Below are 22,670 nucleotides of genomic sequence, written 5' to 3' on the forward strand. Positions count from 1 at the left end.
CTACATCAGCAGGTGCTCGCCTGCGTTGTCGCCGCCGAGCGTGACGTAGTTGACCTTGCGGATGTCCATCAGCGCGCGGCCGCCCGCGTAGCTGATGGAGCTCTGCACGTCCTGCTCCATCTCGATCAGCGTGTCGGCCAGCTTGCCCTTGATGGGCTCGAGGATGCGCTTGCCCTCGACGTGCTTGTACTCGCCCTTGTTGAAGTCGCTGGCGGAGCCGTAGTACTCCTTGAAGAGCGCGCCGTCGACCTCGACGGTGCGGCCCGGCGATTCCTCGTGCCCCGCGAACAGCGAGCCGATCATCACCATCGAGGCGCCGAAGCGCACGCTCTTGGCAATGTCGCCGTGGTCGCGGATGCCGCCGTCCGCGATGATCGGCTTGGTGGCCACGCGCGCGCACCACTTGAGCGCGCTGAGCTGCCAGCCGCCGGTGCCGAAGCCGGTCTTGAGCTTGGTGATGCAGACCTTGCCCGGGCCGATGCCGACCTTGGTGGCGTCGGCGCCCCAGTTCTCCAGGTCGATCACCGCTTCGGGCGTGCCGATGTTGCCGGCAATCACGAAAGAGCCCGGCAGCTTCTGCTTGAGGTAACCGATCATGTTCTTCACGCTGTCGGCATGGCCGTGCGCGATGTCGATGGTGACGTATTCGGGCACCAGGCCCTCGGCCGCCAACTGGTCGACGGTGTCGTAGTCGGGCTTCTTCACACCCAGCGAGATCGAGGCGAACACGCCCTTGCCGTGCATCTGCCTGACGAACTTCACGTTGTCCAGGTCGAAGCGGTGCATCACGTAGAAGTAGCCGTTCTGCGCCAGCCACAGGCAGATCGGCTCGTCCACCACCGTCTTCATGTTGGCCGGCACCACCGGCAGTCGGAAGCTGCGTGCGCCGAGCGTCACGCTGGCGTCGCACTCCGAGCGGCTTTCCACGCGGCACTTGCGCGGCAGCAAAAGAATGTTGTCGTAATCGAAGATTTGCATGAGAAACCAAGCTTCCTGTGAAGGGTGCGCCGCCGAACGATTTCGGCGGCGTGGGCGCTTGGTCCCGGCCCGGTCATTGGCGCCATGCAGGCACAAAAAAACCGGGCGACAAGAAACTTGGGCCCGGTGATTGATTATAGGGAGGTGGTGCTCCGCCTTCCTGCGCGCTTTCGTATAGACCTTATTCGCCGGCCGGTCTGCCCGGCCGGGCCGCGGCGGCGATGCGCAGCCCGCGGCAGTACCATTTGATGCAGATCAGTGCCGCGCGGCGGGCGCGCTCGACAATGCCGCTGGCGCAGCACGTCCTGCGCCCCGTTCATTTCTTCTTCTGGAGATTGTTTCCATGCTTCGCCGCCACCTCGCCGCCACCGCCGTTCTGGCGCTCGCTTCTCTCGCCGCTTCCTCCGCCTTCGCTGCCGACTGCAGCGTGGAGATCGAAGGCAACGACGCGATGCAGTTCAACAAGCCTGCCATCGAGGTGAGCAAGAGCTGCAAGGAATTCACCGTCAAGCTCAAGCACGTCGGCAAGCTGCCGAAGCAGGCCATGGGCCACAACTGGGTGCTTGCCAGGACGGCCGACGTGCAGGCGGTCGCCGCCGACGGCATCGCTGCCGGCCTGCCGCAGAACTATGTGAAGGCTGGCGACGCGCGCGTCGTGGCGCACACCAAGATCATCGGCGGCGGCGAAAGCGACAGCGTGAGCTTTCCGGTCGCCAAGCTGGGCGCGGCCGACAGCTACACCTTCTTCTGCTCCTTTCCGGGCCATTCGTCGATCATGAAGGGCACGCTGAAACTCGCGAAGTAAAAAGGGCGCGGGCAACCCGGCCGCCGCCTCGGGACGCCCCGGCTTCCTACAATGCCGGGATGTCTCTTTTCGGCTCGTACGACGCCACTGCCGGCGCACCCCCCTCCCCAGCGGCCGATTCGCCCCTGCTCGCCAACCTCAACCCGGAGCAGCGCGCCGCGGTCACCCTGCCTGCGGGCAATGCCCTGATCCTTGCCGGCGCCGGCTCGGGCAAGACGCGGGTGCTGACCACCCGCATCGCCTGGCTGCTGCAGACCGGCCAGGTCTCCGCCGGCGGCATCCTGGCCGTGACCTTCACCAACAAGGCCGCCAAGGAAATGATGACGCGGCTCACGGCGATGCTGCCCGTGAATGTGCGCGGCATGTGGATCGGCACCTTCCACGGCCTGTGCAACCGCTTCCTGCGCGCGCACTGGAAGCTGGCCAACCTGCCTTCCACCTTCCAGATCCTCGACACGCAGGACCAGCTCTCGGCCATCAAGCGGCTGATGAAGCAGTTCAACGTCGACGACGAGCGCTTTCCGGCCAAGCAGACCCAGTGGTTCATTGCCGGCGCCAAGGAAGACGGCCTGCGCCCGAAGGACGTGGAGATCCGCACCGAGGACGACCGCAAGAAGGTCGAGCTCTACCAGCTCTATGAAGAGCAGTGCCAGCGCGAAGGCGTGGTCGACTTCGGCGAACTCATGCTGCGCAGCTACGAACTCCTGCGCGACAACGACGCGGTGCGCGAGCACTACCAGCGGCGCTTCCGCCACATCCTGATCGACGAGTTCCAGGACACCAACCGCCTGCAGTACGCGTGGATCAAGATGATCTCGGGCAGCACCGCGGCGGGAGGCCAGTTCGTGCCGGGCCAGAACAACAGCGTGATCGCCGTGGGCGACGACGACCAGAGCATCTACGCCTTCCGCGGCGCGCGCGTGGGCAACATGGCCGACTTCGTGCGCGAGTTCGACGTGCAGCACCAGATCAAGCTGGAGCAGAACTACCGCAGCTACAGCAACATCCTCGACTCGGCCAACGAGCTCATCAGCCACAACAAGAAGCGCCTGGGCAAGAACCTGCGCACCGACCAGGGCCCCGGCGAGCCGGTGCGCGTGTACGAGTCGCCCACCGACCTGGCCGAGGCGCAGTGGATGGTCGAGGAAATGCGCCAGCTCGTGCGCGACGGCTTCGACCGCAAGGAAATGGCCGTGCTCTACCGCAGCAATGCGCAGAGCCGGGTGATCGAAACGGCGCTCTTCAATGCCTCAGTGCCGTACCGCGTGTACGGCGGCCTGCGCTTCTTCGAGCGCGCCGAAATCAAGCACGCGCTGGCCTACCTGCGCCTGCTCGAGAACAAGGACGACGACACCAGCTTCCTGCGCGTCGTCAACTTTCCGCCGCGCGGCATCGGCGCGCGCACGCTGGAGCAATTGCAGGACGCGGCGCGCACGGCAGGGCGTTCGCTGCATGACGCGGTGCATGCCGTCGGCGGCAAGGCGGGCTCGAACCTCACGGCCTTCGTCGCCAAGATCGACGTGCTGCGCGAGCAGACGCAGGGCGCCAGCCTGCGCGAGATCATCGAACTGGTGCTCGACCACAGCGGCCTCGTCGAACACTACAAGGCCGACCGCGAAGGCGCCGACCGCATCGAGAACCTGGAAGAACTGGTGAACGCGGCCGAGAGCTTCGTCACGCAGGAAGGCTTCGGCCGCGATGCGGTGGCGCTGCCCATCGACGAACTGCGCCAGTCGCCCGCGAGCCAGGGGCTCGATCCGAACCGGCCCGTCATCGACGAGCCGCTCGCGCCCGATGCCGAAACCGGCGAAACGCTGAGCCCGCTGGCCGCCTTCCTCACGCATGCGGCGCTCGAATCGGGCGACAACCAGGCGCAGGCCGGGCAGGACGCGGTGCAGCTCATGACCGTTCACGCCGCCAAGGGCCTGGAGTTCGACTGCGTGTTCATCACCGGCATGGAAGAGGGCCTGTTCCCGCACGAGAACTCGATGAGCGATTTCGAGAGCCTCGAGGAAGAGCGCCGCCTGATGTACGTGGCGATCACGCGCGCGCGCAAGCGCCTCTACCTGAGCCATTCGCAGACGCGCATGCTGCACGGCCAGACGCGCTACAACGTGAAGAGCCGCTTCTTCGAGGAGCTGCCCGAAGGCGCGCTCAAGTGGCTCACGCCGAAGAACCAGGCCTTCACGCCCTCGGCCTTCGGCTATGGCGGCGGCTATGCGAGCACGCGCGGCGGCGGCGGCAGCTACAGCAGCGGAGGCGGCTACGGCGGCAGCAAGGACACTTTCGCGAGCCCGCCGGTGCCGCCGCAGAAGGCCGCGCCCTCGCACGGCCTGCGCTCGGGCATGCAGGTGTTCCACAACAAGTTCGGCGAAGGCACGGTGCTGTCGCTCGAAGGCACCGGCGACGACGCGCGCGCGCAGGTCAAGTTCGCGCGCCACGGCGTGAAGTGGCTCGCGCTGTCGGTAGCCAAGCTCACGCCGGTGTGAACGGGCGCCGGCCCTGAGGCCGATCAGCCCGGATCGAAGCTGTCGCGGAAGGTGAACCAGGTGGAGCTCAGCGACATGGCCGCGAGCACCAGCGCCGATCCCACGATCAGCACGTTGCCGATGAGGGCCGCGCCGCCGGCCGCCGCGCCCACGCCGATCAGCACGGTGGCGATGAGCCCCATGCCGATGCCCGCGAGCAGGAACACGCCGAACCACGCCAGCACGAAGAGAGCGTAGGCGCCGAAGTTGCGGAACAGCGCCACCACGCTGAAGAAGATGCTCTTGACCGGCTCCACGCCGTGCCAGTGCACGAGCGCCGGGGCGTGCCACATCGCCAGCGAGAGCGGCAGGTTCAAGCACATCAGGAACATGCGCGCCACCTGGAAGTCGCTGCTGGCCATGGTCTCGGCTGACGGCATGTCGTCGAGCAGGTAGGCGCGTGCCAGCTGGCCGCCGTCGATGAAGCTCGTGAGCAGCACGGCCACCACGAAATACGCCGCCGAGATCACGCCGAGCTTGACCAGCGAGCGCCACTCGGTGCGCATGGCGCCGGCCACCGCCACGAACATGGCGGAGCCGGTGGGCCGCTGCGCGTGGCCGGCGGTGCCGACGCCCTCTGCGTTGTCGGTGTAGGCCACCGAAGTGGCCACCATCAGGCCCAGCGTCATGAAGGGCAGCAGGACCGGCGCCAGCACGCTGCCCACCAGCGGCAGCAGCGACACCGTCGAAATCAGCGCCATCAGCAGGAAGAACAGCGAGATGAAGGCGAGCGGCTGCCGCCAGAAGGTCTTGAGCCCGAGGCGGACCCATTCGGCGCCGGTTCGCGCCGGCACGATGTGGAGTTTCATTTTTGAAGGGTCAGGCGGGCAGCGGCTCGAGCGACTGCGCCATGGCATGCGGATGGTTGGCGCGCTCGCGCAGCACGCGCTCGAAGTGCGCCGGGTCGTGCGGCTTGAGCATGCTGGCTTCGCGCGGCAGGTGGAAGTCCCACAGCCGAGAAATCCAGAAGCGCAGCGCTGCGGCCCGCAGCATGGCGGGCAGCAGGGCGCGCTCTGCCGCATTCAGCGGGCGCACGCTTTCGTAGGCCGCAAGCAGCGCGTCGGCGCGTTCGGCATCGTGCCGTCCGGTCGAGAGATCGACGGCCCAGTCGTTCAGGCACACGGCCAGGTCGAACAGCCAGGTGTCGGTGCCCGCGAAATAGAAGTCGAACACGCCGGTGAGGCGCGGCGCCGTGCCGGCCGTCTCGCCGGTGGCGAACATCACGTTGTCGCGGAACATGTCGGCATGCACCGGGCCGCGCGGCAGCGCCGCATAGGCCGAGGATTCGGCGATGTGGTTCTGGTAGGCGAGCTCGGCGCGCAGCAGCGCGGCCTGCGATTCGTCGACGTACGGCAGCACCACCGGCACGGTGTCGTTCCACCAGGCGAGGCCGCGCAGGTTCGGCTGGATGCGCGGAAAGTCGCGCGCGGCCAGGTGCATGCGCGCGAGCAGGGCGCCCAGTTCGGCGCAATGGGCCGTGCCCGGCGCCAGTTCGCTTCGGCCCGAGAGCCGCTGCACCAGCGCGGCCGGCTTGCCCGCCACCTGGAGCAGCAGTTCGCACGGGGCGTTCGCGGGAATGGTGAGCGCATGGCCCGACGGCGGCTGGATGGCCGGGTCGGCCACCGGCTCGGGCACCGGCAGGCCGCGGCCCGCCAGGTGCTTCATGAGACAAAGGTAGTAGGGGAGCTGCTCGGCACTCAGGCGCTCGAACAGCGTCAGCACGAACTCGCCGCTTTCGGTGGTCGCGAAGTAGTTGGTGTTCTCGATGCCGCCCTCGATGCCGCGCAGCTCGCGCAGGGGGCCGAGACCCAGGCGCTGCACGAGCGCGTCCGCCTCGCCGAACTCGACTTCGGTAAAAACTGCCATGGCGATGCTCAGCGTCTTGCTGCAGATGGAAGGCGCGGCACGGTCAGAACTTCATCACGTTCCAGACCCGGGCGCCGTTGCCGTTCGAGTTGGCATCGCCCGAACCCGCACGGGCGCCTGGATCGTTGGGCCGCACCTCGTAGCCCGGCACGTTGGCCTTGGGCTTCACGTTGATGCTCTGCGTGCGGCCGCCGTAGCGCACCTCGTCGACTGAGGCGCCGCTGTCTTCCGTGTGGATGTGCTCGACCTTCTGGTTGCGGCGGCCGTCGGCCTGCTCCTGATTTTGTAGCGGCTCGGCCGGCGCAGGCGTTGCGGCGGGCGCGGGCTGCGCCTGGACGGCGGCAACGGGGACGGCAAAGGCCAGCGCCAGCAGGATGCGGCGGGCGACCAGGAGTGTGGGGCTAGGCATGCAGGGATTGTAGGCGCGGGGGCGCTTTCGGGGTGTCGGCCGGCGGCGCTTGCCGGCGTGGTTCGGGATGCCGGTCCGGGCACGGCAAAATGGCCCGATGACCGACAAGAAAACGCTGCTGCTCGTCGATGGCTCGAGCTATCTCTACCGCGCCTTCCATGCCATGCCCGACCTGCGGGCCGTGCCCGGCGACCCGAAGAGCCCGGCGACCGGCGCCATCCGCGGAATGATCAACATGATGACGGCGCTGCGCCGCGAGGTGCGCGCCGACTATGCGGCCTGCGTCTTCGATGCGCCCGGCAAGACCTTCCGCGACGACCTGTACCCCGAGTACAAGGCCAACCGCTCTCCCATGCCCGACGACCTGCGCAGCCAGATCGACCCCATCCACCAGGTGGTCAAGCTGATGGGCTGGCCGGTGCTCTGCGTGCCCGACATCGAGGCCGACGACGTGATCGGCACGCTCGCCAAGACGGCGGCGCAGCAGGGCGTCGAAGTCATCGTGTCGAGCGGCGACAAGGACCTGAGCCAGCTGGTGGACGAGCACATCACGATCATCGACACGATGAACGGCAAGAAGCGCGACGTGGCGGGGGTCACGGCGGAATTCGGCGTGCCGCCCACCTTGATGATCGACTACCAGACGCTGGTGGGCGATGCCGTCGACAACGTGCCCGGCGTCGAGAAGGTCGGCCCGAAGACTGCTGCCAAGTGGCTGCTCGAATACGGCTCGCTCGACGCGCTGATTGAACGCGCCGCCGAGGTGAAAGGCCAGGCTGGTGAAAACCTGCGCAAGGCCCTGGACAAGCTCCCGCTGAGCCGTCAGCTCGTCACCATCCGCACCGATTGCGACCTGGCCGCGCACGTGGCCGGCCTGCCTTCGCTCGAAGGCCTGCCGGTGGGTGCACCGCAGACCGCGGAGCTCAAGCCCTTCTACGAGAGGTTCGGCTTCAAGAGCCTGGTCAAGTCCCTCGAGGCGCTGGAAGTGCCGCCCGAGCTGATCGAAGAGAACATCAAGAAGCAGTTGGCCCGGGGCGCCGCCGCGAGCGCCGACCAGGGCGGCCTGTTCGACGAATCGGCCGAGCTCGGCGCGCTGGAGGCCGCTGCGCCCGCGAGCAACCTCAAGTACGAGACGATCACCACCTGGGAGCAGTTCGATGCCTGGCTCGCCAAGCTCGAGGCCGCCGAGCTGGCCGCCATCGACACCGAGACCACCTCGCTCGACGAAATGGTCGCGCGCATCGTCGGCGTGAGCTTCAGCATCGAGCCCGGCGCGGCGGCCTACGTTCCGCTCGCGCACAACTATCCCGACGCGCCCGCGCAGTTGCCCATCGACGAGGTGCTCGCGAGGCTCAAGCCCTGGCTCGAAAACCCCGCGAAGAAGAAGCTCGGCCAGCACATCAAGTACGACCGCCATGTGTTCGCCAACCACGGCATCGAGGTGCAGGGCTATGCGCACGACACCATGCTGCAGAGCTACGTGCTCGAGGCGCACCGGCCGCATGGGCTCGCGAGCCTGGCCGAACGGCACCTGGGCCGCAGCGGCATCTCGTACGAAGACCTGTGCGGCAAGGGCGCGCACCAGATCCCGTTCAGCCAGGTCGACATCGCCAAGGCCGCCGAATATTCGTGCGAGGACAGCGACCAGACGCTCGACGTGCACCTGGCGCTGTGGCCGCAGATCGAGCGCGACGAGAAGCTGCGCTTCATCTACCAGCTCGAGATGGATTCGAGCGAGGCGCTCTACCGCGTCGAGCGCAACGGCGTGCTGATCGATGCACCCACGCTGGCCGCGCAGAGCCACGAACTCGGCACGCGCATCATGGCGCTCGAGCAGGAGGCTTACGAGATCGCCGGCCAGCCCTTCAACCTGGGCTCGCCCAAGCAGATCGGCGAGATCTTCTTCACCAAGCTGGGCCTGCCGGTGGTCAAGAAGACGCCGAGCGGCGCACCCAGCACCGACGAGGAAGTGCTCGAGAAGCTGGCCGAGGACTATCCGCTGCCGGCCAAGATCCTCGAGCACCGCGGCCTGTCCAAGCTCAAGGGCACCTACACCGACAAGCTGGGCCAGCTCGCCAACCCGCGCACCGGCCGCGTCCACACGCACTATGCGCAGGCGGTGGCGGTCACGGGGCGGCTGTCGAGCAACGATCCCAACCTGCAGAACATCCCGATCCGCACGCCCGAAGGCCGCCGCGTGCGCGAGGCCTTCATTGCGCCGCCCGGCAGCGTGATCGCGAGCGCCGACTACTCGCAGATCGAGCTGCGCATCATGGCCCACATCAGCGGCGACGAATCGTTGCTGCGCGCCTTCAGGGAAGGCATCGACGTGCACCGCGCCACCGCGGCGGAGGTGTTCGGCGCCACGCCCGACCAGGTGTCGAGCGAGCAGCGCCGCTATGCCAAGGTGATCAACTTCGGACTCATCTACGGCATGAGCAGCTTCGGCCTGGCGCGCAACCTGGGCATCGAGACCAAGGCCGCGGCCTCCTACATCGACCGCTACTTTGCGCGCTATCCGGGCGTGAAGGCGTACATGGACGAGACCAAGGCGCTGGCCAAGGAGAAGGGCTATGTGGAGACCGTGTTCGGCCGGCGCCTCTACCTGCCCGAGATCAATTCGCCCAACGGCCCGCGCCGCGGCGGTGCCGAGCGCGCCGCCATCAACGCGCCGATGCAGGGCACGGCGGCCGACCTGATCAAGCTCAGCATGATCAAGGTACAGAACGTGCTTGACGAGGAGAAGCGCGCCACCCGCATGATCATGCAGGTGCACGACGAACTGGTGTTCGAGGTGCCCGAAGCCGAGATCGAATGGGTGCGCACCGAAATCCCGCGCCTGATGGCCGGCGTGGCCGAGCTCAAGGTGCCGCTCCTGGCCGAGATCGGCATCGGTCCCAACTGGGACAAGGCGCACTGATCCCCACCCACTGAAGAAAGAAGAAGCACGCACATGACATTCCAGCCCCGCAAATTCTTGCTCGCCGCCGTTTGCGCCGCATGCCTTGGCACCGCGTTTGCCGCGCCCGATGCCAGCATCGCCTCGCTGGCCGCCAAGGAAAAGCCCGCGCTGCTCGAGACGCTGAAGGAGCTGGTCTCCATCGAATCCGGCAGCCGCGACCTCGAAGGCCTCGAGAAGATCTCCGAGCTCATCGCCGCAAAGTTCAAGGCCATGGGCGGCGAGGTCGAGCTGGTCGACACCAGCGCCGAGGCCTACCGCATGGAAGACACGCCCGAGAAGATCGGCCGGGCGGTGCGCGCCACCTTCAAGGGCACGGGCAAGAAGAAGATCATGTTGATCGCGCACATGGACACGGTCTACACCGTGGGCATGCTCGACAAGCAGCCGTTCCGCGTCGAAGGCGACAAGGCCTATGGCCTGGGCATTGCCGACGACAAGCAGGGCGTGGCCGTCATCACGCACACGGTGGCGATGCTGCAGGCGCTGAAGTTCAAGGACTACGGCACGCTCACGGTGCTGATCAACGGCGACGAGGAAATCAGCTCGCCGGGTTCGCGCGCGCTCATCACGCGGCTGGGCGGCGAGCACGATGCGGTGCTGTCGTTCGAGGGCGCCTCGGTCAAGGAAGACAAGCTCTCGCTGGCTACCGCGGGCATCGCCTCGGTCACGCTGAACGTCACGGGCAAGGCCTCGCACGCGGGGTCGGCGCCGGAGCTGGGCGTGAATGCGCTCTACGAGCTGTCGCACCAGATCCTGCAGATGCGCGACCTGTCCGACCCCGCCACCGGCCTCAAGATGAACTGGACCATCTCGCGCTCGGGCAGCAACCGCAACGTGATTCCGGCCAGCGCCACCGCGGGCGCCGACGTGCGCGTGCTCAAGGTGAGCGACTACGACCGCATCGAGCAGCAGGTGCAGGAGCGCGTGAAGAAGCAGCTGATCCCGGAGGCCAAGGTCGTGATGAAGTTCGAGCGCCGCCGTCCGCCGCTCGAAGCCACCGATGCCTCGCTGGCGCTTGCGAAGCACGCGCAGCAGATCTACAAGGACGAGCTCGGCCGGCCGCTGGGCGCCGACGACAAGGTGGCCGGCGGCGGCACCGATGCCGCCTTTGCCGCGCTCAAGACCAAGGCGCCGGTGGTCGAGCGCTTCGGCCTGCAGGGCTTCGGCGCGCATTCGGCCGATGCCGAGTACGTGCTGGTCGACTCCATCGAGCCGAGGCTCTATCTTGCAACCCGCATGGTGATGGACCTCTCGCGCAGCAAGGTCGCAGGCAACTGAGCCGGCCATGCGCCTGCGCCACATCGAGGTCTTCAACGCGATCATGCTCACGGGCAGCGTGAGCGCGGCGGCGCGGCTCATCAACATCACGCAGCCGGCCGTGAGCCGCACCTTGCAGCATGCCGAGCTGCAACTGGGCTTTCCGCTGTTCCAGCGCGCCAAGGGCCGGCTCACGCCGACCACCGAGGCGCTCACGCTCTATCCGCACATCGAGCGGCTGTTCGCGCAGCTCGACGAGGTGCAGCGCCTTGCGGCCAACCTGCGGGCGGGCAGCGACACCGGCGAGCTGCGCATCCTGAGCGTGCTGGCGCTGAGCTACGAGGTGCTGCCGCGCGCGCTCAAGGCCTTCCGCGAGAAGCATCCGGGTTATGCGATCACGGTGGAGTCGCTGCATTCGCCGCAGATCATGTCGGCGCTGCTGCTGCAGGAGGCCGACGTGGGCTTTGTCTTCAGCCCCGCGGTGCATCCCTCGCTCACGCAGGAGACGCTGGCCGACACGCGCATGGTGTGCATCGCGCCCAAGGGCATGCTGCCGCGCGCGCTGGTGCGCAACGGCTCGGTGGCACTGCACGACCTGGTCGACCGGCCGGTGATCGGCCTGGACAGCCGCGACCCGGTGGGCACCAGCCTGAGCCAGGCCTGCCGCCAGGCGGGCGTCGGCTTCCAGCAGGCGGTGGTCACGGTGCAGACCTACCACGCGGCGCTGTCGATGGCGCACCACGGCCTCGGCGTGGCGCTGGTCGACGGCTGCACGGCCCGCTCGGCGGACGCCGCCAAGGTCGACGTGCTCGCGCTGGAGCCGCACATCCCGGTGCCGGTGCGCGCCTTGCGTTTTGCGGGGAAGCCCGATTCGGTGGCGGTGCGCGGCATCACGCGCTGCATGCGCGAGGCAATCGAACAGGCGGCCTGAGGGCCGCAGCGGGGAAACTCAGGAGTCCGCGGACTCCAGCGCCTCGGCAATCCGCTGCGCCGAGCCGAAGGCCAGCGTGAAGCCCAGCGCGCCATGCCCGGTGTTGAACAGCATGTTGGCCGGCGCGCTCGGCAGCCGGCCGATGATCGGCAGCCCCTTGGGCGTGGCCGGCCGCATGCCGGTCCACGGATGCAGTTCCTCGAGCCGGCTTGCATGCGGGAACACGGCGCGCGTGGCCGCGGCCAGCGTCTCGATGCGCGTGGCCGGAATGCTCGCATCGTGCCCCACCAGTTCCGCCATGCCCGCCACGCGCAGCCGCGAGCCGATGCGCGCGAACACCACCTTGCGGGCGCTGTCGGTCACGTTCACCGTGGGTGCGGCGCCCGGCGAAGGATCGACCTCCACCGTGATGCTGTAGCCCTTGAGCGGATACACCGGCAGGTAGGCGCCCAGCGCGCGCCCGAGCCGGTGCGAGGCCGAGCCCAGCGCCATCACGAAGGCATCGGCCTCGATGCCGCCGGCGCTGGTGTTCACTGCCGCCACCTGGCCGTTGCTGCGTGCGAAGCCATGCACGTCGGTGCCGAGCAGAAAGCGCACGCCGCGTGCGCCGAGCACCCGCTGCAGTTCGGCGCAGACCTTGAGGCAGTCGGCCGCGCATTCGCTCGGCGTGTAGACCGCGCCCGCCATCTGGCCGCGGTAGCCCGCGAGCGCGGGCTCGATGGCCACGCACTCGTCGGGCGAGACGATGCGCTGCGCGCTGCCCATGGTGCGCTGCAGTTCGAGCTGCGCGCGCGCCCCGTCGAGCGAGGCCGCGCTGGCGTACAGCACCAGCTTGCCGGTGGCGGAAAAGTCGCAGTCGGGTGCCACGTCGGCTTGCATTTCCTCGAAGCCGGTGCGGCTCAGCGCGGCCAGCGCGAGCAATTGCGCGGTGGTGCTGCGCGAGGTCTGCGCATTGCAGGCGGCCATGAAGGCCAGCCCCCAGCGCCACTGCAGCGGATCGAGCTGGGGCCGCAGCTTGAGCGGCGACGAGGGCGAGAGCAGCAGCTTGGGCAACTGCTTCCAGATCGACGGGTCGGCCAGCGGCTGCACGTACGAGTAGCTGAGCTGCGCGCCGTTGCCGCCGCTGGCGCCCGCACCGGGGGCTGCGCGGTCGACGACCGTGACCTGGTGGCCCCGGCGTTCGAGCTGCCAGGCGGTGGCCAGGCCCACGATGCCGGCGCCCAGCACACACACATGCATGAAGGCAACTTTCCGGGAGGGAGTGAAGAGGGGACGGCATCGACTGTAGGTGCACGCCGCGCCGGCCGGAAATGCCAAAAGCGTGGTGGCCCATAGCCAAAGCGCATGCCTTGCCGCCCGGCTTTGCCTAACCCATAACCTTTGGGTATGGCCTAGGGTTCAATTGGAATTGTCGCGCTGTGTCACTCCTTCTTACACTGGCCGCTCTGTTCAACCAACCTGAAGAAGGCTCGCATGAAACTCTCCGCATTGATGGCCGCCGCTGCCGTGGTGCTGCTTACCGCCACCGGCGTCCAGGCCGCCGACACGCTGGCCAAGATCGCCGAGACCGGCAAGATCACGCTCGCCTACCGCGAGTCGTCGGTGCCCTTCAGCTACCTGGACGGCCCCAACAAGCCGATCGGTTTCTCGGTCGAACTCTCCAACGCCGTGGTCGAGGCGGTGAAGAAGAAGCTCAACAAGCCCAGCCTGCAGGTGCAGCTGATGCCGGTGACCTCGCAGAACCGCATTCCGCTCATCACCAACGGCACCATCGACCTGGAGTGCGGCTCCACCACCAACAACAGCGCGCGCGGCAAGGACGTGGCCTTTGCCGTCAACCATTTCTACACGGGCACGCGCCTGCTGGTGAAGAAGTCCTCGAAGATCAAGGACTACGCCGACCTCGCCAAGAAGACGGTGGCCAGCACCACCGGCACCACCAATGCGCTGGTCATGCGCAAGTACAACACCGAGAAGAACCTCGACATGGACATCGTGCTCGGCAAGGACCACGCCGATGCCTTCCTGCTCGTGGAAAGCGACCGCGCCATGGCGTTTGCCATGGACGACATCCTGCTGTACGGCCTGATCGCCAACGCCAAGAACCCGGCCGACTACGAGGTGGTGGGCGAGGCGCTGCAGGTCGAGCCCTATGCCTGCATGCTGCCCAAGGACGATCCGGCCTTCAAGAAGCTGGTGGACGACACCTTCATTGGCATGATGAAGAGCGGCGAGTTCGAGAAGCTCTACACCAAGTGGTTCATGTCGCCGATCCCGCCGAAGAACGTGCCGCTGAACCTGCCCATGAGCCAGCAGCTCAAGGACAACATCAAGGCGCCTTCGGACAAGCCAGCTACTTGAGCTCGCCCCCAGGCTGCGCGCACTTCGTGTCGCTTCGCCCACCCCCTACCGGGGGCAATACCCGCGGCCCGGCAAAGCCGGTTCCGCGGTATTCCTGAAACAGAGAAAGATCATGGCTTCCACGAACGTAGTTGGCATCCTGGGCGGCATGGGCCCTGCGGCGGGGGCCGACTTCGTGCGGCTGTTCGTGCAGGCCTGCGCACAGCAGATGCGCGCGCGCGGGGAGCCGGTGCGGGACCAGTCCTTTCCGGAGCACTGGCTCGCGCAGGTGCCGGTGCCTGACCGCACCGACGCGCTGGGCTCGGCCGAAAACGGCGCACACCAGCCGCTCGAGCCGATGCTGCAGGCGCTCGGGCGCCTGGCCGCGCTGGGCAGCCAAGCCGTGGCCATTGCCTGCAACACTGCGCATGCCTGGCATGCCCGGCTGCAGGAGCGCTTTCCGCAGATCGAGCTGCTGCACATGGCGCGCGAGGTGGCGCGGCATCTGGCCGCGCAGGGCACGGGCAGCGTGGCGCTGATGGCCACCGAAGGCACCTACCGCGTGCGGCTCTACGAACAGGCGCTGGCCGAGGCAGGGCTCGACTGCCATGTGCCGCTGGCCGAAGAGCGCCGCATCATCACGCGCGGCATCTTCGACGGGGTCAAGGCCGGCAACATGCAGCTCGCCGAGGCCTGCTTTTCGCAGGTGGCGCTGCAGCTCGCGCAGCGCCACGGGCCGGTCACCATCATCATGGGCTGCACCGAGGTTCCGCTCGGGCTCCAGGGCTCGGCCGCCGTGGCCGGGCTGGACCTGGTCGACCCGGCGCAGGTACTGGCCGCCGCACTGGCGCGCCGCGCCTACCGCGACTAGTCCGGCAGCAACCCTGCCGGCAGACGGGCCGGGCTGGTTTCGCCTACATTGCGGCGTGCGTTTTTCGCGCATGCCCTCCTTGTCCGACGATTCAACTGGAGCCCTACCCATGTCCCTTCGCGACGACAGCCGTTCCGATTTCGATTCGCTTCGCCCCGGCCAGAGCACAGAGCAGGGTGCCACGCGGCGCACCGCGCTCAAGGCCGCCATTGGCGTGGGCTACGCGGCCGCGGTCATGCCGGTCACGGCGCAGACCGCCATCAGCACCTCGGCCGAAGGCCTGAAGGCCGGCCCCGTCAAGTACACCGTCAATGGCTTCGAGGTGCCGGCCTATGCGGCCGCGCCGGCCGGCGAGACCGGCCTGCCCGTGGTCCTGGTGGTGCAGGAAATCTTCGGCGTGCACGAATACATCGCCGACACCTGCCGCCGCTTCGCCCAGCTCGGCTACCTGGCGATCGCGCCCGAACTCTATGCGCGGCAGGGCAATCCGCGCGGCTATACCGACATCCCGAAACTGCAGGCCGACATCGTGAGCAAGGTGCCCGATGCGCAGGTGCTGGCCGACCTCGATGGTGCACTTTCGTATGCATCGGCCAATGGCGGCAACGTGGCCAAGGCCGGCATCACCGGCTTCTGCTGGGGCGGGCGCATCGTGTGGCTCTATGCCGCCACCGGCAAGATCAAGGCCGGCGTGGCCTGGTACGGCCGGCTGGTTGGCCAGCCGAGCGAACTCACGCCCAGGCACCCGATCGACATCGCGGCCAGCCTGCAGGCGCCCGTGCTCGGGCTCTACGGAGGCAAGGACCAGGGCATCCCCCTTGACACGGTTGATAAGATGAAGGCGGCCCTGGCCACCGGAACCCCGGCGGCCAAGGCTTCGAGCTTCGTCGTGTATCCCGAAGCAGGCCACGCGTTCCATGCCGACTACCGCCCGAGCTACGTGAAGAGCGCGGCCGAAGACGGATGGCAGCGCGCCACGGCCTGGTTCAAAGCCAATGGCGTCGCCTGACGACAGCCTGTAGCCATCCACCGCCGAAGGCCGTCCCCGTGACGGCCTTTCTCTTTTTATGAACGGTATCGGGCATCAATGCCCATCGACATTGCGCAAGCAGCTATGAATTTGATAGTGATCATCGTGGCGACCCTGGTTGCCGGCATCGGAAGCGTGTGGCTGGCCGCATTGCTCTTGCGCGTGGGCGTTCGCAACGGTTCGGGCGGCGTGAATTCGCAGCACCTGCTGAGCCTGGCCGCGGGCGCGCTGCTGGCCACCGCATTCATGCACCTCTTGCCCGAAGCCTTCGAGAGCCGCATCGAGCCCGCGCTGCTGTTCGGCGTGCTGCTGTTCGGCCTGGTGTTCTTCTTCCTGCTCGACAAGGCCGAGCTCTGGCACCACGGGCACGAGCACCATCACGGCGATCACGGCCATGCCCACGATCACGGCCACGATCACGGCCATGCGCATGCCCACGCGCCCCGCATGGGCGGCGGCTGGGCGGTGCTCACCGGCGACAGCGTGCACTGCTTCGGCGACGGCATCCTGATTGCGTCGGCCTTCATCGCGGACATCCGCCTGGGCCTGGTGGCGGCCGTGGCCGTGCTCGCGCACGAGGTGCCGCACCACATCGGCGACCTGGTCGTGCTGCGCCAGAGCTCGGCCAACCAGCGTGCGGCGCTCGTCAAGGTGTCGCTGGCCGGCACCATGACCATGCTCGGGGGCATCGTGGGATGGTGGCTGGTCGACCAGCTGCACGGCTGGCTGCCGTACTTCCTGGTGCTGGCCAGCAGCAGCTTCGTCTACGTGGCGCTGGCCGACCTGATTCCCCAGCTGCAGAAGCGGTTGCCCGCGCGGCAGACCGCGGCGCAGATCGTGTGGCTGGTGGTGGGCATTGCGCTGGTTTCGCTGGTGAGCCGGCTGGCCCACGGCGAGCATGGCCATGGCGACCACGGCCATGACGAGGGCCATGGGGAACACGGCCACGTCCACAAGGACTGAAGGCGGGGCCCGGCAAGTCAGGCGGCGCCGGGCGAGAAACTTTCCGACACCGACGCCGCGCCTCAGGTGAAGCGGAACGGCCGAAACAGGCGCACTATAGGGGTTCGTTCAGTCCAGTATCCAGTCTGAGGAGCCGATCATGATCAACGTCGACGCCACCGCGCGTTCCGCCTCGTTGCCCGACGAAGACGACGACAACACGCCAGCCGACGATTTCGAGGAAACCGACAGCGAAATCTCCGACGACCTGTCGGAGGAAACGGGCATCGATCTCACGGATGCGAGCGAACTCGACGCCGACAACGTCCCGGCCGACGAGGAGTTCGACCGCGTGATGAACGCCCCCGACTGATCCCCGTCAGGCCGCCGTTTCGCGCCGCGTGATCACCTGCCCGTTGCGCGCACCGCTGTGCGCGCCGTGCTGCCAGGTGATGGCGCCATTCACGATCACTGCATCGATGCCTTCGGCCGCCCGTGTCGGCGTCTCGTAGTTCGCGGTGTCGCGTACCGTGGCCGCATTGAAGATCACCACGTCGGCGTGGTGGCCCGGCTTCAAGGTGCCGCGCTCGTGCAGCCCGAAGTTGCGCGCGGTGAGCCCGGTCATCTTCCACACCGCCGTCTCCAGCGGAAACAGGCCGACGTCGCGGCTGTAGTGGCCGAGCACGCGCGGGAAGGTGCCCCAGAGGCGCGGATGCGGCTTCTCGCCGAGCGGGATGCCGTCGGAGCCGATCATGGTGTCGTCGAAAGCGAGGATGCGCTGCACGTCGTCCTCGTCCATCATGAAATAGATCGCGCTGCCGGGCGACAGCCGCTTCGCCGCCTCTTCGCCGGAGACGCCCCATTCGGCCGCGATGTCCTTCAGGTCGCGCCCCGCGCACTCGGGGTGCGGCACGCTCGACGCGATCAGCACCCGGCCGTCCATCATGCCCCGGTCGGTGCGGATCATGGTGGAACCCGCGGTGTAGGGATAGCAGTCGAGGCCGATGCACTGGTGGCGCATCGCTTCCTTGATGAAGGGCAGCGTCACCTTGCTCTTGCCGAAGTTCTGCGCGTTCTGCACCTTGTGGTGAGACACCACCACCGGAATGCCGAGCGCGCGGCCGATGTGGAAGGTTTCCTCCAGCGACTCCATCACGCGATCCGCCTCGTCGCGCATGTGCGTCACGTAGAGCGCCTTGCGCGAACTGAGCGGGCGGGCGACCTCGATGATCTCCTCGGTCGTCGCCTTGACGGCCGGCGGATAGAAGGTGCCGGTCGACAGGCCGATGGCGCCGGCCTGCATGGCTTCCTCGACCAGCGCCTGCATGGCGGCGATCTCGCTGTCGTTGGCGGGGCGGTCGAGGTCGGACATGGTCACGGCGCGCAAGGTCGAGTGGCCGACCATCGCGGCCACGTTCACCGACGAGGGCGTGGTGCGCAGCGCATCGAGGTAGGCCGCGAAGGTCGTGAACCGGTCTTCCGGCGGCGTCTCGAGCAGGCTCAGCGGCATCGGCAGTTCCATGTCTTCGCGCAGCGGCGCGGCGCTGATGCCGCAGTTGCCCGCCACCACCGTGGTCACGCCCTGCGACACCTTGAAGGGCATCTGCGCCTGCGACAGCACGGCCTGGTCGTCGTGCGTGTGCGAGTCGATGAAGCCGGGCGCGACGATGCGGCCGGTGGCGTCGAGCGTTTGGTCGGCGGTGTGGCCAGCGAGATTGCCGATGGCCGCGATGCGGCCGCCCGAGATGCCCACGTCGGCATCGAAGCGCGGCGCCTTGGTGCCGTCGATCACGGTGCCGCCGCGGATCAGCAGGTCGTAGTGGGGTGTCTTGTCGCTCATCGGTGGGATCTTTCAGCGGAAGTGGCAGGCGACCCAGTGGCCGCCGATGGAAGACGAAGGCCGCTCGCTCAACTCGGGCGCTTTTTCCTTGCACACGGCCTGCGCCATCGGGCAGCGTGTGTGGAAGCGGCAGCCCGAAGGCGGATTGGCGGGGCTCGGCGGATCGCCCTGCAGCAGCATGCGGCGCGCCGGTGTGCGCGGATTGGGCACGGGCACCGCCGACAGGAGAATCTCCGTGTACGGATGGCGCGGCGCAGAAAACAGCGTGTTGCGATCGGCAATCTCGACGATGTGCCCGAGGTACATCACCGCCACGCGGTGGCTGATGTGGCGCACCACCGCAAGGTCGTGCGCGACGAACAGGTAGGCAATGCCGAACTCGGCCTGCAGATCCATCAGCAGGTTCACCACCTGCGCCTGCACCGACACGTCGAGTGCCGACACCGGCTCGTCGCAGACGATCAGCTTGGGGTTGAGCGCCAGCGCGCGCGCAATGCCCAGCCGCTGCCGCTGGCCGCCCGAGAACTCGTGCGGGAATTTCTTCGCCGCCTCGGGCCTGAGGCCCACGCGCGAGAACAGCCACTGCACGCGCTCGCGCCGCTCGGCGGCCGTGCCCGTGCCAAGATGGCTGAAGTTGCGCATGGGCTCGGCCACGATGTCGCCGGCCGTCAGGCGTGGGTTCAGCGAGGCATACGGGTCCTGGAAGATGATCTGCAGCTGGCGCCGGCGCAGCCGCATCTCGTTGGCGGAGAGCGTCAGCAGCTCCTCGCCCTCGAGCTGCACCGAGCCCGAGGTCGGTTCGACCAGCCGCATCACCGACTTGGCGGTGGTCGTCTTGCCGCAGCCCGATTCGCCGACCAGCGACAGCGTCTCGCCGCGCGCGACCGAGAACGAGACCCCATCGACCGCCTGGATCGCGGGCCTGGCCGGCCGCAGCCAGCGCTTGGGCGAGAGGTAGTGCTTGCGCAGGTTGCGCACCTGGAGCAGCGGCGCTGCGGTTGTCGTCGTGGTCATGCGCTCACCTCGGCGGCCTCGGCCCATTGTTCTTCGACGGCAAAGCAGGCCACCACGTGGTCGTTGCCCTGCAGCGTGAGCTGCGGCGCCTCGGCGCGGCAGCGTTCGCGCGCCTGGCTGCAGCGCGCCGCAAAGGCGCAGCCGCGGCCCAGCTCGTGCGCGGCCGGCACCAGCCCCGGGATCTCGGCCAGCCGCGTGCTCGCGGTGTTCATCGACGGCATCGAGGCCATCAGCGCGCGCGTGTAGGGGTGCAGCGGCCGGTCGAACAGGTCGATCACATCGGCCTCTTCGACCTTCCTGCCGGCATACATCACGACCACGCGGTCGCAGCTCTCGGCCACCACGCCGAGGTCGTGCGTGATCATCACCACGCCCATGCCCAGCTCCTTCTGCAGCCGCTTGATGAGGTCGAGGATCTGCGCCTGGATCGTCACGTCGAGTGCGGTGGTGGGTTCGTCGGCAATCAGCACCTCGGGGTTGCAGGCCAGTGCCAGCGCGATCATCACGCGCTGGCGCATGCCGCCCGAAAGCTGGTGCGGGTACTCGTTCACGCGCCGCTCGGGCTCGGGGATCTGCACCACGCGCAGCATTTCCACCGCGCGCTGCAGCGCTTCGGCGCGGCTGGCCTTCTGGTGCAGCTGCACTGTCTCGGCGATCTGCCGGCCCACGGTGAGCACCGGGTTCAGCGAGGTCATCGGCTCCTGGAAGATCATCGAGATGCGGTTGCCGCGGATCTGCCGCATCTCGCGTTCGCCGAGCTGCATCAGGTCGGTGCCGCGCAGGCGCACGGCGCCCATGTGGCGGCCCGGCGGCGTCGGCACCAGCCGCAGGATCGAGAGCGCGGTCACGCTCTTGCCGCAGCCCGATTCGCCGACCACGCCGAGCGTGCGGCCCGCGCGCACGGTGTACGACACGCCATCGACCGAGCGCACCACGCCGGCCAGCGTATGGAAATGGGTGCGCAGGTTGTCGACTTCGAGCAGGGGCTCGCCGGGCGCGAGCGCAAGGTGGGACATCGGTGCCATGGTGGGCCTCACAGCTGCCGCGCCAGGCGCGGGTCGAGCGCATCGCGCAGGCCGTCGCCGAGCAGGTTGATCGCCAGCACCGTGGCCGCCAGCAGCAGGCCCGGGTACAGGATGATGTGGAACGCCACTGCCACGAAGTTGCGGCCCTCGGCCATCATGTTGCCCCAGCTGGGCGTCTGCGCCGGCACACCCACGCCGAGGAAGGACAGCGCCGCTTCCGTCAGCACCGCGGCGGCGGCCACGAAGGTCGACTGCACGATCAGAGGGGCCACCATGTTGGGCAGCACGTGGCGCAGCAGGATCACGGGCAGCCGCGTGCCGACCGCATGCGCGGCCTCGACATACAGCTGCTCGCGCAGGGTGAGCGCGAGCGAGCGCACCAGCCGCACCACGCGCGGAATCTCCGGCACCGTGATGGCGACGATCACCGTCGTGAGGCTGGCGCGCGTCACCGCCATGAGCGCAATGGCGAGCAAGATGCCGGGAATGGCCATGAGCCCGTCCATCACGCGCATCACCGGCCCGTCGGCCCAGCGCACGAAGCCCGCGATGAGGCCGATCAGCACGCCGAAGAAGGTGGCGAGCAGCGCGACCGAGGCGCCGACGATCATCGACACCTGCCCGCCCCACACGGCGCGGCTGAACACGTCGCGGCCGAGCGCGTCGGTGCCGAACCAGTGTTCGGCCGAAGGCGGCTGCATGCGCGCGAGCGGGTCGATGTCCTGCGGATCGAAGGTGGCGATCCAGGGCGCGCCGATGGAGACCGCGGCCACTGCAACCAGCAGCAGCCCGCCGACGATCAGCGTCGGATGCTTGCGCACCCAGCGCCAGCGCGGCGGCACGAAGGGCGCATCGTCGGCCGCGGCAACGGGCGGCGCGGGCAGGGGGCTTTCACTCATCGGAAGTACGGTGGACATGGGGTCATCTAGTACGTGATGCGCGGATCGAACAGCCGGTAGCTCAGATCGATCAGCAGGTTGATCAGCACGTACACGCCGGCCGACAACAGCAGCACGCTCTGGATCACGGGATAGTCGTGGCGCTGCACCGAATCGATCACGAGCCGGCCCACGCCCGGAATGGCGAACACCGTCTCGGTGACCACCACGCCGCCGATCAGGAGCGCGATGCCCACGCCCACCGTGGTGGCGATGGGAATGGCCGCATTGCGCAGCGCATGGCCCAGCACCGGCAGCACGCCCAGGCCCTTGGCGCGCGCGGTGCGGATGTAGTCTTCATGCAGCACCTCGAGCACGGTGGCGCGCGTCATGCGCGTGACGAGCGCGATGTACACCAGTGCGAGGTTCACGCAGGGCAGCACCAGGCCGCGCAGCCATTGGCCGGGGCTGTCGGAGAAGCGCGCGTAGCCCTGCACCGGAAACCACGGCAGCTGGATCGCGAAGGCGTAGATCAGCAGGTAGCCCACCAGGAACACCGGCACCGAGAACGCGAGCACCGCGAACAGCATCACGAGCCGGTCGATCCAGCTGCCCGCGCGGTAGGCCGCGAGCGTGCCCAGCGGCACCGCCAGAACGAGCGTGATGGCCATGGTCAGCACCGCGATCGACACCGTGGGCTCCAGCCGCTGCGCGAGCAGCTGCGCCACCGGCACCTGGGTGAAGATCGAGGTGCCGAGGTCGCCCGTGAAGAGCTTGCCCAGCCAGATTGCGAACTGCTGCCACAGCGGCAGGTTGAGGCCGAGCGCGGCGCGCAGTTTCTCGATGTCCTCGACCGAGGCCAGGTCGCCCGCGATCAGCGCCGCGGGGTCGCCCGGCGACAGGTGGATCAGCAGGAACACCACCACCGCCACCACGGCCATCACGGGCAGCGTCGAGAGGAATCGTCGGAGGATGTAGCCCATGGTGCTGCCGT

The 22,670-nt window shown here is 68.0% G+C and carries 20 protein-coding genes; 10 read left to right on the plus strand and 10 right to left on the minus strand.

Going from position 1 to position 22,670, the window contains the following annotated elements; all coding sequences use genetic code 11:
• Entirely contained in the window at positions 1 to 978 is a 978-nt protein-coding gene (locus ACAM54_RS08125; RefSeq protein ID WP_145741655.1) for a GMP reductase, read from the minus strand.
• A gap of 343 nt (positions 979 to 1,321) precedes the next feature.
• Between ACAM54_RS08125 and azu the strand changes: the two genes are divergently transcribed.
• Both azu and ACAM54_RS08135 read left to right on the plus strand, forming a co-directional pair.
• Positions 1,322 to 1,783 (plus strand): azurin, encoded by a 462-nt coding sequence (gene azu / locus ACAM54_RS08130; RefSeq protein ID WP_192325004.1) that lies wholly within the window; start codon positions 1,322 to 1,324, stop codon positions 1,781 to 1,783.
• 59 nt (positions 1,784 to 1,842) lie between these two features.
• Positions 1,843 to 4,272 (plus strand): UvrD-helicase domain-containing protein, encoded by a 2,430-nt coding sequence (locus ACAM54_RS08135; protein WP_145741657.1) that lies wholly within the window; start codon positions 1,843 to 1,845, stop codon positions 4,270 to 4,272.
• Positions 4,273 to 4,295: 23 nt separating this feature from the next.
• Here ACAM54_RS08135 and ACAM54_RS08140 read toward each other — a convergent pair whose 3' ends face one another.
• From ACAM54_RS08140 to ACAM54_RS08150, 3 genes are read right to left on the minus strand one after another with little or no spacing between them, the layout of a single operon-like run.
• Entirely contained in the window at positions 4,296 to 5,120 is an 825-nt protein-coding gene (locus tag ACAM54_RS08140; protein ID WP_145741659.1) for a BPSS1780 family membrane protein, read from the minus strand.
• Between the two features lie 10 nt (positions 5,121 to 5,130).
• Positions 5,131 to 6,177 carry a homoserine kinase gene (locus ACAM54_RS08145; protein WP_192325006.1) on the minus strand — a complete coding sequence of 349 codons (1,047 nt, stop codon included), beginning with the start codon at positions 6,175 to 6,177 and terminating at the stop codon, positions 5,131 to 5,133.
• 43 nt (positions 6,178 to 6,220) lie between these two features.
• Positions 6,221 to 6,586 carry a hypothetical protein gene (locus ACAM54_RS08150; RefSeq protein WP_145741663.1) on the minus strand — a complete coding sequence of 122 codons (366 nt, stop codon included), beginning with the start codon at positions 6,584 to 6,586 and terminating at the stop codon, positions 6,221 to 6,223.
• A gap of 97 nt (positions 6,587 to 6,683) precedes the next feature.
• Here ACAM54_RS08150 and polA point away from each other — a divergent pair, with 97 nt between their 5' ends.
• Genes polA through ACAM54_RS08165 form a run of 3 tightly spaced genes read left to right on the plus strand, consistent with a single transcriptional unit; the run spans position 6,684 to position 11,736 of the window.
• On the plus strand, positions 6,684 to 9,506 hold the full coding sequence (gene polA / locus ACAM54_RS08155) for a DNA polymerase I (RefSeq protein WP_369650396.1): 2,823 nt from the start codon (positions 6,684 to 6,686) through the stop codon (positions 9,504 to 9,506).
• Positions 9,507 to 9,539: 33 nt separating this feature from the next.
• Complete coding sequence (locus ACAM54_RS08160; RefSeq protein ID WP_369650397.1) at positions 9,540 to 10,826, plus strand: M20/M25/M40 family metallo-hydrolase; 1,287 nt, start codon at positions 9,540 to 9,542, stop codon at positions 10,824 to 10,826.
• Positions 10,827 to 10,833: 7 nt separating this feature from the next.
• A complete protein-coding gene (locus tag ACAM54_RS08165; RefSeq protein WP_124957001.1) occupies positions 10,834 to 11,736 on the plus strand; it encodes a LysR family transcriptional regulator in 903 nt (300 codons plus the stop codon).
• Positions 11,737 to 11,754: 18 nt separating this feature from the next.
• On the opposite strand, the gene ACAM54_RS08170 is transcribed toward ACAM54_RS08165, so the two are convergent.
• Positions 11,755 to 12,975, minus strand: coding sequence for a D-amino acid dehydrogenase (locus ACAM54_RS08170; RefSeq protein ID WP_369650398.1), 1,221 nt, complete (start codon positions 12,973 to 12,975; stop codon positions 11,755 to 11,757).
• A 234-nt stretch (positions 12,976 to 13,209) separates the two neighbouring features.
• On the opposite strand from ACAM54_RS08170, the gene ACAM54_RS08175 reads away from it, so the two are divergent.
• From ACAM54_RS08175 to ACAM54_RS08195, 5 genes are all read left to right on the plus strand, one after another.
• Positions 13,210 to 14,097: a transporter substrate-binding domain-containing protein gene (locus tag ACAM54_RS08175; protein ID WP_145741672.1), complete on the plus strand. Its 888-nt coding sequence runs from the start codon at positions 13,210 to 13,212 to the stop codon at positions 14,095 to 14,097.
• 112 nt (positions 14,098 to 14,209) lie between these two features.
• Complete coding sequence (locus ACAM54_RS08180) at positions 14,210 to 14,947, plus strand: aspartate/glutamate racemase family protein (protein ID WP_369650399.1); 738 nt, start codon at positions 14,210 to 14,212, stop codon at positions 14,945 to 14,947.
• 109 nt (positions 14,948 to 15,056) lie between these two features.
• Positions 15,057 to 15,956, plus strand: coding sequence for a dienelactone hydrolase family protein (locus tag ACAM54_RS08185; RefSeq protein ID WP_369650400.1), 900 nt, complete (start codon positions 15,057 to 15,059; stop codon positions 15,954 to 15,956).
• 105 nt (positions 15,957 to 16,061) lie between these two features.
• Positions 16,062 to 16,940 carry a ZIP family metal transporter gene (locus ACAM54_RS08190; protein ID WP_369650401.1) on the plus strand — a complete coding sequence of 293 codons (879 nt, stop codon included), beginning with the start codon at positions 16,062 to 16,064 and terminating at the stop codon, positions 16,938 to 16,940.
• 139 nt (positions 16,941 to 17,079) lie between these two features.
• Positions 17,080 to 17,292, plus strand: a complete 213-nt coding sequence (locus ACAM54_RS08195; protein WP_145741681.1) for a hypothetical protein — start codon at positions 17,080 to 17,082, stop codon at positions 17,290 to 17,292.
• 6 nt (positions 17,293 to 17,298) lie between these two features.
• Here the strand turns inward: ACAM54_RS08195 and ACAM54_RS08200 are convergent, their stop codons facing one another.
• The 5 genes from ACAM54_RS08200 to ACAM54_RS08220 are packed head-to-tail and all read right to left on the minus strand — an operon-like array spanning position 17,299 to position 22,659.
• A complete protein-coding gene (locus tag ACAM54_RS08200) occupies positions 17,299 to 18,759 on the minus strand; it encodes an amidohydrolase family protein (protein WP_369650402.1) in 1,461 nt (486 codons plus the stop codon).
• Between the two features lie 12 nt (positions 18,760 to 18,771).
• Positions 18,772 to 19,773 (minus strand): ABC transporter ATP-binding protein, encoded by a 1,002-nt coding sequence (locus ACAM54_RS08205; protein ID WP_369650403.1) that lies wholly within the window; start codon positions 19,771 to 19,773, stop codon positions 18,772 to 18,774.
• A complete protein-coding gene (locus ACAM54_RS08210) occupies positions 19,770 to 20,798 on the minus strand; it encodes an ABC transporter ATP-binding protein (protein ID WP_369650404.1) in 1,029 nt (342 codons plus the stop codon). Before ACAM54_RS08210 ends, ACAM54_RS08205 begins: the two co-directional genes overlap by 4 nt.
• A gap of 8 nt (positions 20,799 to 20,806) precedes the next feature.
• Positions 20,807 to 21,697, minus strand: coding sequence for an ABC transporter permease (locus tag ACAM54_RS08215; protein WP_369650405.1), 891 nt, complete (start codon positions 21,695 to 21,697; stop codon positions 20,807 to 20,809).
• 26 nt (positions 21,698 to 21,723) lie between these two features.
• Entirely contained in the window at positions 21,724 to 22,659 is a 936-nt protein-coding gene (locus ACAM54_RS08220; RefSeq protein WP_369650406.1) for an ABC transporter permease, read from the minus strand.
• Between the last annotated feature and the right edge of the window lie 11 nt (positions 22,660 to 22,670).

It is taken from the genome of Variovorax sp. V93 (genome assembly GCF_041154485.1).
Classification (GTDB): Bacteria; Pseudomonadota; Gammaproteobacteria; order Burkholderiales; family Burkholderiaceae_C; genus Variovorax; species Variovorax beijingensis_A.